Source organism: Streptomyces flavofungini, from assembly GCF_030388665.1.
GTDB lineage: Bacteria > Actinomycetota > Actinomycetes > Streptomycetales > Streptomycetaceae > Streptomyces > Streptomyces flavofungini_A.
In genome coordinates this window covers 5,736,775-5,751,154 of record NZ_CP128846.1, presented here as the reverse complement: position 1 = coordinate 5,751,154, position 14,380 = coordinate 5,736,775, and the positions used below count along the sequence as shown (strand labels likewise).

At 74.6% G+C, this 14,380-nt stretch carries 7 protein-coding genes; 6 read left to right on the top strand and 1 reads right to left on the bottom strand.

Annotation, left to right across the window (positions count from 1 at the left end):
* Positions 1–45 precede the first annotated feature (45 nt).
* Entirely contained in the window at positions 46–2,940 is a 2,895-nt protein-coding gene (locus QUY26_RS24350; RefSeq protein WP_289950149.1) for a stealth conserved region 3 domain-containing protein, read from the top strand.
* Between the two features lie 49 nt (positions 2,941–2,989).
* Here the strand turns inward: QUY26_RS24350 and QUY26_RS24345 are convergent, their stop codons facing one another.
* The gene (locus QUY26_RS24345) at positions 2,990–5,095 is read right to left on the bottom strand and encodes a bifunctional glycosyltransferase/CDP-glycerol:glycerophosphate glycerophosphotransferase (RefSeq protein WP_289950146.1); all 2,106 of its coding nucleotides are present in this window, start codon (positions 5,093–5,095) and stop codon (positions 2,990–2,992) included.
* Positions 5,096–5,274: 179 nt separating this feature from the next.
* Here QUY26_RS24345 and QUY26_RS24340 point away from each other — a divergent pair, with 179 nt between their 5' ends.
* From QUY26_RS24340 to QUY26_RS24320, 5 genes are all read left to right on the top strand, one after another.
* Complete coding sequence (locus QUY26_RS24340) at positions 5,275–8,778, top strand: bifunctional glycosyltransferase/CDP-glycerol:glycerophosphate glycerophosphotransferase (RefSeq protein WP_289950144.1); 3,504 nt, start codon at positions 5,275–5,277, stop codon at positions 8,776–8,778.
* A complete protein-coding gene (locus tag QUY26_RS24335) occupies positions 8,775–10,466 on the top strand; it encodes a hypothetical protein (protein ID WP_289950141.1) in 1,692 nt (563 codons plus the stop codon). The genes QUY26_RS24340 and QUY26_RS24335 overlap by 4 nt, the downstream gene beginning before the upstream one ends.
* A gap of 57 nt (positions 10,467–10,523) precedes the next feature.
* A complete protein-coding gene (locus tag QUY26_RS24330; RefSeq protein WP_289955981.1) occupies positions 10,524–12,161 on the top strand; it encodes a glycosyltransferase family 2 protein in 1,638 nt (545 codons plus the stop codon).
* A 150-nt stretch (positions 12,162–12,311) separates the two neighbouring features.
* Entirely contained in the window at positions 12,312–13,295 is a 984-nt protein-coding gene (galE, locus tag QUY26_RS24325) for a UDP-glucose 4-epimerase GalE (RefSeq protein ID WP_289950139.1), read from the top strand.
* Positions 13,296–13,475: 180 nt separating this feature from the next.
* Complete coding sequence (locus QUY26_RS24320) at positions 13,476–14,357, top strand: NAD(P)-dependent oxidoreductase (protein ID WP_289950137.1); 882 nt, start codon at positions 13,476–13,478, stop codon at positions 14,355–14,357.
* Positions 14,358–14,380 lie beyond the last annotated feature (23 nt).

The following is a 14,380-nucleotide window of genomic DNA, read 5'->3' as shown; positions in this document are numbered from 1 at the left end:
GCGCCCGCACCGCCACCACCGCGTGAGACTCGGCGAGGAGACCCCTTGAAGATCACCTATCTGCTCGGCTGGGGCGACGAGATGGGCGGCACCGAGCTGGCCACGTACACCCAGGCGCTGCACCTCGCCGAGCGGCACGACGTCGAGGTCGTGTCCGTCTTCCGCACCCGCCCCGAGCCGTTCTTCCCCGAGGCGCGGCAGCTGCCCGTGCGGTATCTGGTGGACCGCACGGTGACGCCGGAGCGGCCGGTGCGCGGCTCCCGGCTCGACGAGGCGGCGTGCCGGACGCTCGCCGCGCTGCCGAGCGAACTCATCGAGCCCGCCTGGGAGTCGGCGTTCGACCGCCTGTCGGACGTCGAGCTGACGGCGGCTCTCAGCACCCTCGACACGGACGTCCTGGTGACGACGACGCCCGCGCTGCTCGCCGCCGCCGTCGGCCTCGTGCCGCCGCGCGTGGTGACCGTCCACGCGGAGCACCGCCCGACCCAGCGCCGGGGCCGCTCCGGCGAGCCGCTGCTGCTGCACGCGCCGCGCCTGGACGCCCTGGTGACGCTGACCGGGCGGACCCGGGACTGGATCGCGGAGTCCCTGGGCGCGACCGCGCCGGAACTCGCCGTGATCCCCAACGCCGTGCCCGACGGGTTCCGGCCGCGCGCCGACGGCGAGAGCAAGGTCATCGTGATGGCGGCGCGGCTGACCGGCGAGAAGCGCGTCGACCACGCCGTGCGGGCGTTCGCGCGGGTCGCGGAGGCGCACCCGGAGTGGAGCCTGCGGATCTTCGGCGGCGGTCACCGCGAGCAGAGCCTGCGCCGCCTGGTGGACGCCTTCGGGCTCCAGGACCGGGTGGAACTCCTCGGCCCCTGCCAGGACATGGCGTCCGAGTGGGCGACGGCGGGCCTGTCCCTGATGACGGCCGGACACAACGAGGCGTTCCCGCTGGTGCTCCTCGAAGCCCTCGCGGCCGGGGTGCCGGTGGTGGCGTACGACGTGCTCACGGGCCCCGCGGAGATCGTCAGGCACCGGGTGGACGGGCTCCTGGTGCCGCCCGGCGAGATCGATGAACTCGCCGCAGCCATGGATGAGTTGATGTCCGACGACGCGCTGCGGCGCCGCTGTGCGCGGGCGGCGAGAGCAGGGGTGTACGAGCGGTTCTCCTCGGCCGGCGTGACGGCGCTGTGGGAGGAGCTGTACACGCGGCTCGTGGCGGGGCGGGACCGGCCGGAGCGGCTCTCCGGGCGGGCCGACCGGGTGGCGCTCGGCGTGGCGTCGGGCGGCTGCGGCTTCCGGCCGACGGCGCCGCACACCTTCAACGCGGACGCGGGCGCCGACGAGCGGGCCCGCGAGGACGAGATCGTGGCCGCCGCCCCCGAGGGCCGGGTGATCCGTTCGGTGGGCCGCCTCGCGGAGTGCAGGGACGACGTGCTCGCGCCGCGCATGGCCCAGTGGAACCTCGACGTCACGGCGGCCGCTCTGGAGTCGCGACAGGTCCCCTACGTCCTGGTGCGCACCGGCGGCACGGCCCACACCCTCGCCGTGGCCGACGACGACCGCGACCGCGCCCTGAAGGCCCTCGCGGAGGCGCTGCACGGGGAGCCGGTCTACGCCGAGCTGGTCAACCCGCGCGACGCGGCGCCCGGCGCGGTCCTCGCCGAACGGCTCGACGGCATCGGCGAGTTGGCGGGCGTCAAGGTGTTCAGGCCGGTGACCACGACGACGCTCTCGCTGCGTCACGGGGTGCAGCAGGCGTGCACGGTGGCGTTCTGGCCCCGTGTCCAGGAGCCCGGGGCCACCGACGCGCCGACGCCCCTCGAAGGCACGGCCCCCACGGCCCCCGCGGCCGAGCCGTCCTGGCGCCGCGCCCCCTTCGGCACCACCCTCGCCGGCACCGAGCTGCCCTCCCTCACCGCCACCGCCCGCCTGCGCGTCGGCGAGCGCGACTACCCGACCCTGGACGTCTTCACCGAGCGCCTCATGGACGACGCCGACTTCCCCGTCGACGCCGTCTACACCTGGGTCGACGACTCCGACCCCGACTGGCGCGCCGCCCGTACGGCCGCGCTCGGCGGCGCCGCCGAGGGCGCCGACTCCTCGGCGGACAGCGGCACCGTCCGCTTCCGCAACCGCGACGAACTGCGCTACTCCCTGCGCTCCCTGGCGATGTACGCCCCCTGGGTGCGGCACGTGTACCTGGTCACCGCCGGGCAGGTCCCCGACTGGCTCGACCGGGACCACCCGGGCCTGACCGTCGTCGACCACCGCGACCTCTTCGCCGACCCCTCCGCCCTGCCGACCTTCAACTCTCATGCCATCGAGACCCAGTTGCACCGCATCGAGGGCCTTGCGGAGCACTTCCTCTACTTCAACGACGACATGTTCCTGGGCCGCCCGACGACGCCGGGCACGTTCTTCCTCGGCTCCGGCCTCCCCAAGTTCTTCTGGTCGTCGGCGTCCGTGCCCGCGCTGCCGGTGGACGCGGCGGACGAGGGTTATCTGGCGGCGGCGAAGAACAACCGCGAGCTGCTGCGCCGCGACTTCGGCCGCACGGCGACGCACTGCTTCCTGCACGTGCCGTACGCGCTGCGCCGCAGCATCCTGGAAGAACTCACCGAGCGGTACGCCGACGAGCTGGCCGCCACGTCCCGCGCCCGCTTCCGCGGCACCACGGACCACTCCCTGGTGTCGTCCCTGCACCAGCACTACGCGTACGTGACGGGCCGCGCGGTGCCGGGCTCCGTGTCGTACGACTTCGTGGACATCGGCAGCCGCGCCGACCACGCCCGGCTGGGGCAGCTCCTGCAGTCGCGGAACAAGACGGCGTTCTGCATCGGCGAGTCGCCCGACAGCGGCATGTCCGACGAGGAGATGGCGCTCGCCGTGCGGTCGTTCCTGACGGCGTACTTCCCGGTGCGCTCGCCGTACGAGCGCACCGCGGCCGTCTGAGCGGGTCGTCGCCCGGGCCGGTCACCGGCCCGGACGGCGGCGCGCCGCCTCAGGACAGGAACACCCGCCGCACCACCCGCTCGGCGGCGCCCCCATCGTCGTAGGGGCAGAACCGCTCCCGGAACGCCTTGCGCAGCCCCGTCGTCGCCGCCGTGTCCCAGCCGCCGTCCCGGAACAGCGCGGTCAGCTCGTCCTCGGTGGTCGCGAGGGCGCCGGGGGTCTCGCCGGGGCGGCCCGAGAGGAGGTCGAAGTAGGTGCCGCGGGCGAGGCGGTAGGCCTGCCAGTCGGGGGCGTAGCTGACGATGGGGCGGTCCAGGCAGGCGTAGTCGAACATCAGCGACGAGTAGTCCGTGACCAGGGCGTCGGCGGCCAGGCACAGGTCCTCCACGCGCGCGTGCCCGGTGACGTCGAGCACGCCGGGGTGGGCGGCGAGGCCCGCGTCGGCGCCGTAGAAGTAGTGCGCGCGGACGAGGACGACCCAGGAGGGGCCGAGCGCCGTGGCGAACCGCTCCAGGTCCAGACGGGGCAGAAAGCCCTTCTGGTAGTCGCGGTGGGTGGGGGCGTAGAGGAGGGCCCGCTGGTCCGTGCGCACGCCGAGGCCCTCGCGGATCCGGGCGATGTCGTCGGGGCCGGTCGTGAAGTACACGTCGTTGCGGGGGTAGCCCGCTTCGAGGGCCTGGTACGCGGCCGGGTAGACGCGCTCCCACACCTCCGTGGAGTGCGGGTTGGCGGACAGGCTGTAGTCCCACTGGTCGGTGTGGTCGAGGACCTTCTGGAAGCTGATGCCATGCGTGCCCGCGGGGTAGCGGCGCTGGTCGAGCCCCATCTTCTTCAGGGGGGTGCCGTGGTGGGTCTGGAGGTAGACCTGGCCGGGGCGCTTGGTGAAGCCGCCGGGGAAGGAGGAGTTGTTGACGAGGTAGGTGGCGCGGGCCATCGCCCGCCAGTAGGCCCGGGAGCCCTCGATGACGTACTCGACGCCGGGCGGCACGCGGTGCTTGTGGCGGCTCGACACCACCCACACGCCCCGGATGTGCGGGGCGAGTTCGCGGGCCTTGGCGTGGATCGCGGCCGGGTTGCAGCTGACGCCGCGGTTCCAGTAGGCGCCGTAGACGGCCAGGTTCGGGTCGAGGGAGCGGCGCAGGTCGGCGCGGTAGGTGACGCGCATGGCTCTGGCGCGGACGGACTTCTTGCGGCGGGTGACGGCCGCGCGGACGGACTTCATCCGGCCGCCCGCACGGGACAGGGCCCGGTAGGAGGCGTACGAGCCGGACACCAAGGCCCGCTGACGCTCCGTCAAGGGCAGTGGTGCGGCGGGGCAGTGGGCGCGCAGCATGCCCGCCGCCGCCCTGAAGTACGCAGAGCGGTCGCCCGGCGCGATCCGGCCCGGGTCGTCGAGGACGGCCAGGAGGTGGTCGACGGCACGCAGGAACAGGCGGTCCGTGGCCCCGGTGCCGTCCGTGAACAGTTCCTCGTAGCGCCCGATGACCGCGAAGTGCTCGCGTCCCGGCGACTTCGCGAAGCTGCCGCCGCGCCGCTCCCGCCAGCGCACGCACACCCGGTCGAGCGCGCCGACGCGGTCGCCCGCGGCCAGCGTCGCCCGGTGCACGGGCACCACGTCCTCGTACGCGCCCCGGGAGAAGGTGAGGCCGCGGGCGGACCAGAAGGACCGCCTGAAGACGCGGTTCCAGGCGGCGACGGTGACGGCGACGGGGTCCCCCGTGACGTCCTCGCCCGCCGGTCTGCGCACGGTCTCCCACCAGTCGGTGCGGTCATGCGCGAAGATCAGCACGTCCAGGCCCCCGGGCCCCTCCGCGGCCTCTTCGTCGGCCCGCGCGATCTCGCGGTCGAGCGCCGCGAGGGCACCCGGGAGCAGCACGTCGTCGCCGTCGAGGAACAGCAGCCAGTCGCCGGTGGCACGGGCCGCCCCGGCGTCGCGGGCGGGCCCGGCGCCCTGCCGCCGGGCGAGCCGGACCAGTTGCGCGCGCGGATCGCGCTGCGCATACTCCGCCACGATCGCGGCGCAGGCGTCCGGCGAGGCGTCGTCGACGACGAGGAGTTCGAGGTCGCCGAAGGACTGATCGAGGACGGACTCCAGGCATTCCCGCAGGTATCCCTGGACGCGGTGGGCGGGCACGACGACTGAGAAGCGCGGCATGGACACCGACCGTAGTCACGCGTACACGCTCTGTCGAAGACCGCGCCTCACTCGATGGGGTGATCGCGAACCTCGTTGGGGTGAGCGGCGGCAAAGAAGTTGATCGGCACGGGCAAAAAGGGTGAATACGCCCGTACTAGGTCGTATCGCAAGCCGACTTCTACGAAAGGCCGCTCGCCGTGCAGCCCCGACTCAGCGTCGTCGTGCCCATCTACAACGTCGAGGAGTTCCTTGAGGAGTGCCTGGAGTCGATCGCCCGGCAGACCCTTGACGGGGGTGCCGGAGCGGATACGGGCAGCGGCGGGGGCGGCGGTGCCGGCGGGCTCGAAGTCGTCCTCGTCGACGACGGCTCCACCGACGCCAGCCCCCGCATCGCCCGCGCCTTCGCCGCCCGCGACCCGCGCTTCGTGTACGTCCGCCAGCCGAACGCGGGCCTGAGCGCGGCCCGCAACACCGGGGTGCGGCACGCGAATCCGGCCGCCGAGTACCTGACGTTCGTGGACAGCGACGACATCGTGCCGCACGACGCGTACGCCCGCATGATCGCGAGCCTGGACGCGAGCGGCTCCGACTTCGCCAGCGGCAACGTGTGGCGCCTGACCGAGCGCGGCCGCTCCCAGGCCTGGCAGTACCAGTGGCTCACCGCGCCGCGCACCCGCACCCACATCTCCCGCGATCTGGCGCTGCTCGCCGACCGGGTCGCCTGGAACAAGGTCTTCCGGCGCTCCTTCTGGGACCGGCACGGCTTCCTCTTCCCCGAGGGCAGGCTGTACGAGGACACCCCGGTGATGATCCCGGCGCACTTCCTCGCCTCCTCCGTGGACGTGCTCAGCGACCACGTCTACTACTGGCGGGTGCGCGAGGGCTCCATCACGCGGCGGCGCACCGACGTCAAGGGCGTGCGCGACCGCGTCGCGGCCTGCGCGCACGTCAGCGGCTTCCTCGCCGAGCACGCGCCGGAGCTGAAGTCCGTCTACGACGCCTCCTGTCTGCGCGACGACTTCGTGTACTTCCTGGAGGGTCTGCCGATGGGCGGGCCCGAGTACCGGTCGGCGTTCCTCGCGGACACCGCCGAGTTCCTGCGCGCCGCCGACCCGGAGATCCTGCGGCAGCTGCCGGTGGACCTGCGGGTGAAGTGGCACCTGGTGCGGGAGCGGCGCACGGTCGAGCTGATCGAGCTGCTCGACCGTGAACGGCGGGGCGGCAAGGGGGCGTTCGAGGTGCGCGGCTCCCTGCGCCGGTACGCGGCCTACTCGGGCGTCGACCGGCTCCCGCGCGAGCTGACCCGGCTCGACCGGAGCGAACTGCCCGCCGTGGCCAGGCTCGACGAGGCGAGCTGGGACGAGCGGGGGCGGCTGCTGATCCGCGGCCACGCCTATGTGCGCAACCTGGAGGCGGCGCGGCCCGCGCAGTCGGTGAAGGCGGGGCTGCTCAAGTCGGCGCGCAGCAGGGGCCGGTTCAAGCGGGTGCCGACGCGGACCGTGCCCGCGCCCGAGGCCACCGAGCACTCCGGACAGCGGCTGCACTGCTACGACCTGTCGGGCTTCGAGATGACCGTCGACCCCGAGCAGCTCCGCAGCGGCGGCCGCTGGCAGCCGGGGAACTGGCTGCTCGGCGTGGTCGTCGCGGGCCACGGCACCGTGCGCCGCGCCGCCGTGCGCGCCGCGGACGGCCCCCGCACCCAGTCCCTGACCCGCGACCTCGGCGACGGGCTCCGCCTGGTCCTCGGCTTCAGCAAGGGGCGGCTCGTCCTGCGCGTCCAGGAGTACGCGGCGCGGGTGGACGGCCACCGCGCCGACGGCACCGACGTGATCCTCACCGGCACCCTCACCCCCGCCGCCGCGGGCGCCCCCGGGCCCAGGGCGCTGCGCCTGACCCGCCCCGGCGCGGGCGCCGCCCACAGCTACCCCCTCGCCCTCGTCGACGACCGCTTCGAGGCCCGGGTGCGCCTCGCCGACCTGGAGGACGTGCCGCCCGCACCGCACCTGGCGCCCGCCCAGGTCGAGCCGCCGCACGGCGACCGCTGGACGGCCGCCCTCGAACGGGCCGACGGCACCACGGTCCCCCTCGCGGCCGCCCTCGACCTGCCCCCCGGCCGCTACGCCACCCGCCCAGGACGGGAGCTGTGCGCCACCGCCGACGACCGCGGCGGCCTCGTCGTGGAGCTGACCCGGCGCCCCGTCGCGGACCGCGTCGACTGGGCCGACGACGGCACGCTCGCCGTCGAGGGCACGGCCGCCGCCGCGAGCTGGCCGACGGCCGAACTCGTGCTGCGGCACAGCGGCCGCGACGATGAGGTGAGCGTGCCGGTGGAGCTGGTCGGCGGGCGGTTCCGGGCCCGGGTCGCGCCCGGGGGCGGGGTGCTCCGGGAGGGGCGGTGGTACGCGTTCCTGCGGGAGGTGGGGCACGGCGGGGCGGGCGTGCCGGTGCGGGTGCTGACGTCGGTGGGGGCGGGGATGCCGGACCACCGGGTGGTCCAGGGGCGCCGGTTCACGGCCGACCGGCGGTTCGGGGACCGGCTGGTGATCGACGCCGGTTCGGTGCTCGCGGCCACCGAGCGCGGCGCGTACCGGCGCCACCGGCTGCGCACCGAGCACTACCCGAGAGAGCGGGTCAAGAGCCTGCGCGACGCCGTCCTGTACTTCGACGGCGACTCGCCGCGCGCCGTCCACGAGGAGCTGGTGCGGCGCGGCGCCGACGTCGAGCACCTGTGGGTCACGCACGACCAGCAGACGCGGGTCCCCGCGGGCGCGCGCGGCGTGGAGGAGCACAGCGCCGAGTGGTACGGGGCGCTCGCCCGCTGCCGTCGCATCGTCACCGCCGGCCATCTGCCGGACTTCTTCGCGCGCCGGGAGGGCCAGACGGTCGTCCAGACCTGGCACGGCACGCCCCTCAAGCGCATCGGCACCGACCTCACGGACACCCTGTACGCCGACCACGGCCACCTCGACCTGCTGCCCCGGCTCGCCGCGCAGTGGAACGTCCTGGTCTCCCCCAGCGGCTTCGCCACGCCGCACCTGGGCCGCGCCCTCACCTACGACGGCGAGGTCCTGGAGGCCGGATCGCCGCACAACGACGTGCTGTTCGCCGACGACCGCCACAAGGTCACCGAACGCGTCCGGCGCGAACTGGGCCTCTCCCCGGACAAGCGGATCGTCCTGTACGCCCCGACCTACCGCGACCACCTCGGCTTCGGCCCCGGCCGCTTCCGCTACGACCCGGCCCTCGACCTGCGCGTCGCCGAGGACGTGCTCGGCGACGACCACGTGCTGCTCGTGCGCAAGCACCCGCTGACCTCCGGGCGGCTCCCCGGCGCCCGCGCCCCCTTCGTCCGCGACGTCTCGGGACACCCGCGCACCGCCGAACTCCTCCTGGTCGCCGACGTGTTGATCACCGACTACTCGTCCCTGATGTTCGACTTCGCGCACACAGGGCGCCCGATGCTCTTCCACGCCTACGACCTGGAGCACTACCGCGACACCGTGCGCGGCTTCTACCTCGACTTCGAGTCCCGCGCGCCGGGCCCGCTGCTCGCCTCCACCCGCGAGGTCGTCGACGCCCTGCGCGACCTCGACTCCGTGTCCGCCCGGCACCGCAAGGCGTACGCGGCGTTCCGCGAGGCGTACTGCGACCTCGACGACGGCAGGGCGGCGGAGCGCGTCGCGGACAGGCTGATGCGATGACGGCGGCGGGCACTTCGGGGACGACGACCGCGCCGGCCGCCGAGTCCACGGCGGCGCCCCCCGCGGTGACGACGTGGCAGCGGCGGCGCGCCCGGCTCGGCGCGAGTGCCACGGGCTTCGGGATCCGCTGGCACCCGAGCCCCTACCTGGTCGTCGGCGGGCTGTTCTGGCTGGTGATGTCGCTCGCGTACTGGCGGGTGCCGATCTGCTGCGACTTCGGCCAGCACGCGGCCGTCGTCGAACGCCTCAAGGACGACCTGCTGCACCCCCGGCACCCCATGGCCGACCTGCCGGGCGAGGGCAGCGCGTACTACTCGCCGTACGCCGTCGCCCAGGCGCTGTTCGCCGAGGCGACCGGGCTCGCGGGCTGGCAGGTCGTCAAGCTCTCCGGGCCGCTGAACCTCCTCGTCCTGCTCACCGGCATCGCCCGCTTCGTGCGCGTCCTCACGCCCCGGCCCTGGGCCCCCGTCCTCGCCCTGTTCGCGATGGTCCTGCTGTGGGGCACGCGGATGGCGTGGTGGAGCGGCTACCTGGGCCTGATGTCGATGACGGGCAACCTCGGCTATCCGTCGACGTTCGGCATCGCGCTGATGTTCTGGGCCTGGGCGTGGGCGGGTTCGCTGGCGGGGGCGCCCCGCGGGTGGTGGCCGTACGCGGGGCTCGGCGCCCTGTGCGGGCTGATCCTGCTGATCCACCCGATCACCTCGGTGGCGGCGGTGATCGGGGTGACGGCGTTCGCGCTGCCGCGCCTGCGGTCGCCGCTGCGGTGGGTGCTCACCGGGCTCACGGCCCTCGCGGTGGCCACCACCTGGCCGTACTTCAACCCGCTCACGCTGGTCGGGGACGAGAGCGTCGACTGGATCCACCGCCAGCTCTACACGGACATGCCGCAGCGCTTCTGGCTCGCCGCCCTCGGCCTGCCGGCCCTGTTCCTGCGCTGGCGGCGGAGCCGCACGGACCCGCTGGTCCTGATGTTCGCCCTGGACTGCGCGGTCGTCGGCTACGGCTGGCTCAGCGGCCACTACACGTACGGCAGAATCCTCGGCCTCACCCTCGTCCCGCTCCAGTTCGCCCTCGCCATCGAGCTGACGGCGCCCCGCACCTGGGGCAACCGCCGCGCCGCCCTCGCCGGGGCCACCGCGCTCGGCGCGTTCGTCGGCTTCGTCCAGATCCAGGCGGGCGCCGTGGTGCCCCGCACCCTCGACCCGATCGGCTTCGACCAGCCGCCGCGCTGGCCGAGCTACGCCTGGGCTGCGGCCCACATGAAGCGCGGCGACGTCGTCCTGACCGACGGCTACCGTCCGATGCGCTCGATCCCGGCGTTCGGCGTCAACCTGGTCGCGCCCGCCTGGCCGGACGCCTCGCTCGCGGAGTCCGCGCGCAACGAGCGCCTGAGGGAGGTGCGCGCCTACCTCGACCCCGCCACCCCGGCCGACGAGCGGGCCGCGATCGTCCGGCGCCACCACGTGCGCTGGCTCCTGGTGGCCCCGCAGCAGCCGCTGCCGCCGGAGGCGGTGGTGGTGGCGTGGAGCGCGCAGACGGGCGAGATCCTCGCGCGGGTGGGCGGCGCGTCCCCGCGTGCGGGCGGCGCCGGGACCCCGTCCGGCGCTCCCTCCGGCGCTCCCTCCGGCACCCCGTCCCACGCCCCCTCCGGCGCCCACTCCGACACTTCGCCCGGCACTCCATGACGAAGCCCCCTAATCGGATAATTTCTACCAACCCCTAAAATTTGCCCCGTGGACCCCATCTCACCTCAAGAGCCCCAGATCACCGTCGTCGTGATCGGCTACGACGACGCCCCGCACATCGCCGACGCGGTGCGCTCCGCGCTCGCCCAGGGCCCCGTGGTGGGCGAGGTGATCGCGGTCGACGACTGTTCGACGGACGACACGCCCGCCGTCCTCGCGGAACTGGCCGCCGCCGACCGGCGGGTGCGGGTCGTGCGGCGCGCCGTCAACAGCGGCGGCTGCGGCGCCCCGCGCAACGACGGCGTCGACGCGGCGACCCTGCCGTACCTGATGTTCCTCGACAGCGACGACGTGCTGGCGCCGGACGGGGCGCGAACGCTCCTGGCCGCGGCGCTGCGGCACGACGCCGACGTCGCGTCGGGCCTGTGCGTGCGGCGCGAACTGCCGTCGGGACGCGAGGTGCCCTGGCAGCCCGAGCTGTACCGCAAGGCCGCGCTCGTGCCCCGCCCGGAGCTGCGCCCGCGCCTGGTCCACGACACGCTGTGCGTCAACAAGCTCTACCGCACGGACTTCCTGCGCGCGCACGGCGCCCGCTTCCCCGAAGGCCGCTTCCTCTACGAGGACTTCGTCTTCGGCGCCCGGGTCCTCGCCGCGGCCCCGCGCATCGCCCTCGTCCCCGACACCGTGTACGTGTGGCACGTGCGGCGGACCGCCGCCAAGCTGTCGATCTCCCTGGACCGCGCGGGCATCGAGAACTGGCGGGCCCGGATCACGGCGCACCGCCAGGCCGTGGACATCCTGCGCGGCGCCGCCGACGGCGACAAGGTGCTCGCGCGGGCGGCCCGCGCCCAGTTCCTCGACCACGGCCTGCGCATGTACACCCGGGAGCTGCCCCAGCGCGGCCCGGAGTACCAGCGCGAGTGGTGGGCCCTGACCCGCGCCTACCTCACCGAGTTCGACGAGGCCGACCTGGCCGCGGCCCCCGCCCCCGGCCGCGTCATCGCCCGGGTCGTCCTCGCCGCCGCCGAGCCGCGCGACCTGGACCGCCTCAAGCAGGTCGCGGCCCGCCCGGCCCGGCTCGCCCCGCCGTACGCGCGCGCCGCCGACGACACCCCCGTCTGGTCGGCGGACCTGCCCCAGGTCACCCTGGAACACCTGCTCGCGCGGCCGCTGCGGCTGCTTCCGCTCGCGGTCGACGCCGAGCTGCGTCCGCGCCGGGGCGCGAGCGTGCTGCGCCTTCGCCTGCACGAGCTGTACGGCCGGGTCGAGGCGGCGGGCCCCGGGGTGGTCGACGTGGAGCTGACGCGGCGGGGCGGCGGTCGGCCCGGGGTGCGGCGGTCGGCGGCGTTCACGGTCGAGGAGCCGGGCCGGACGTGGGTGGCGGACGTGCGGGTCGACCTCGCGGCGCTCGACGGCGACGTGTGGGACCTGCGGGTGCGGCTGCTGTTCGGCGACGGCACGGCCCGCGAGACCACGGCGCGGGCGGTGGCCGGGCCCGGCCTGCTGCGCCGCACGGTGGTGCCGGGCGGGCGGCACGGCGTGCTGCTCGTCCAGCCGTACGCGACGCAGGCGGGGAACCTCTCGGTGCGGCTCGCACCGGGTCTGCGCGGGGTGGTGGCGGTGGCGCGGCGGCGGCTCGTGCGACTCGTGCGGAGGCTGCCGGGCGGGCGGGGGGACGGGGCGGGCGGTCCCTGACGGGTGCGGGGCGTGCGGCCGCGCGCCGGGCGTACGGGGCGCCGGGCGCGCCGCCCCTGACAGGACCCGTATCCGGGCTCTGCGAGACTGCACGTCCGGGATGTCCGGGGTACATCCCGGACCAACACGACACGACGGGACGAGCTGACCATGACCTGGCTGATCACCGGCGGCGCCGGATACATCGGAGGGCACGTCGTCCGCGCCATGACCGGGGCGGGCGAGCGGACGGTGGTCTACGACGACCTGTCCACGGGCCTCGCCGAGCGCGTGCCGCAGGGGGTGCCGCTCGTCGTCGGCTCGACCCTCGACGCGGACCGGGTCGCGGGCGCCCTGCGGGAGCACGCGGTCACGGGTGTCGTACACCTGGCGGCCAAGAAGCAGGTCGGCGAGTCGGTCGAACAGCCGCTGCGCTACTACCGGGAGAACGTGGAAGGCCTCCGGGTCCTCCTGGACGCGGTCACGGACGCCCGCGTGCCGTCCTTCGTCCTCTCCTCGTCCGCCGCCGTGTACGGCATGCCGTACACCGAGACCGGCCTGGTCACCGAGGACACGCCCTGCGTGCCGATGAGTCCCTACGGCGAGACGAAGCTCGCGGGCGAGTGGCTGACCCGCGCGGTGGGCCGCGCGACGGGCCTGCGCACGGCCTGCCTGCGGTACTTCAACGTGGCGGGCGCGGCGAGCCCGGAGCTCGCCGACACCGGGGTGTTCAACCTGGTCCCGATGGTCTTCGAGAAGCTCACCGCGGGCGAGCCGCCCCGGATCTTCGGCGCCGACTACGCCACGCCCGACGGCACCTGCGTGCGCGACTACATCCACGTCACCGACCTCGCCGAGGCCCACGTGGCCGCGGCCCGGCGCCTCGCGGGCGCGCCCGAGGCCACCGACCTGACCCTCAACGTCGGCCGCGGCGAGGGGGTTTCGGTGCGCGAGATGGTCGACCTGATCGCGGACGTCACCGGGTACGACATCCCGGCGACGGTCACCGAACGGCGCGCGGGCGACCCGGCGCGGGTGGTCGCCGCCGCCGACCGCGTCACCGCCGAGCTGGGCTGGTCGGCCAAGCGGGACGTGCGGGAGATGGTGGAGTCGGCGTGGGCGGGGTGGACGCGGCTGCACCCCGAGCCGGCGTAGCGCCCACAGGCCCACAGGCACACAGGCACAGCCGCCCTCCGGCACGCACCAAAAGGTCAGTACCTCACCGAATAGTAGGTACTTGAGGAAAGTTCAGGCGCGCTCCAACCTGGTGATCAGGGGCCGACACTGCCCGTCGGCCCCTGAACCCTCCCCGGAATCCCAGGAATTGGAGCCGTCATGCCCGAGCACGCCCACACACCCGTGACCGTCGTCGGACTCGGCGCGATGGGCGCGGCCCTGGCGTCGGCGTACGTCGCCGCCGGGCACCCCACCACCGTGTGGAACCGCAGCCCCGAGAAGGCCGCGCCCCTCGTCGAGCAGGGTGCGACGCACGCCCCCGACATCCGCGACGCCATCGCCGCGAGCCCGCTGACCATCGCCTGCCTGACGACGTACGAGGCGACGCTCGCCGCCCTGGAACCGGCCGCCGACGCCCTCGCGGGACGCACCCTGATCACCGTCAACTCCGGCATCCCCGCCGGCGCCCGCGCGATGGCCGACTGGGCCGCCGGGCACGGCGCGCGGTTCCTGGACGGCGCGATCAAGAACGTCCCCGCGGCGGTGGGCGCGGCGGACACCCTGCACTACTACAGCGGCGACCGCGCCCTCTTCGACGAGCACGAGGCCACGCTGCGGGTCATCGGCGGCGACACCGTGCACCTGGGCACCGAGCCGGACCTCGCGGCGCTGTACGAGTCCGCGGTCGGCGGCACGCTGCTGCCCGCCCTGCTCGGCTTCTTCCAGGGCGCGGCGCTCGTCACGGCGCGGGGCCTGGAGGCGAGCACGCTGGTGCCGCACACCGTGAAGTGGCTGGAGATGATCGGCTCCGTCCTGCCGCACCTCGCCGCCGAGATCGACCGCGGCTCCTACGACGACCCCCAGTCGTCCATCGGCATCTTCCACGCGGGCGCCGCCGCCGAGACCGAGATCGCGGCCGAGGCCGGGCTCGACGCGCGCTGGCTGGAGCCGATGCACGCGCTCCTGGACCGGGCGGTGGCGGAGGGCCGCGCGGAGCAGAGCATCGCGGCTCTGGTGGAGGTGTTGCGCAAGCCCGCGTAGCCCCGCACGACCGGTCGTGGTGC

Coding starts and splice junctions, on each gene's coding strand:
- QUY26_RS24345 (WP_289950146.1), bottom strand. CDS start 5,095: ATGCCGCGCTTCTCAGTCGTCGTGCCCGCCCACCGCGTCCAGGGATAC.
- QUY26_RS24335 (WP_289950141.1), top strand. CDS start 8,775: ATGACGGCGGCGGGCACTTCGGGGACGACGACCGCGCCGGCCGCCGAG.
- galE (WP_289950139.1), top strand. CDS start 12,312: ATGACCTGGCTGATCACCGGCGGCGCCGGATACATCGGAGGGCACGTC.
- QUY26_RS24320 (WP_289950137.1), top strand. CDS start 13,476: ATGCCCGAGCACGCCCACACACCCGTGACCGTCGTCGGACTCGGCGCG.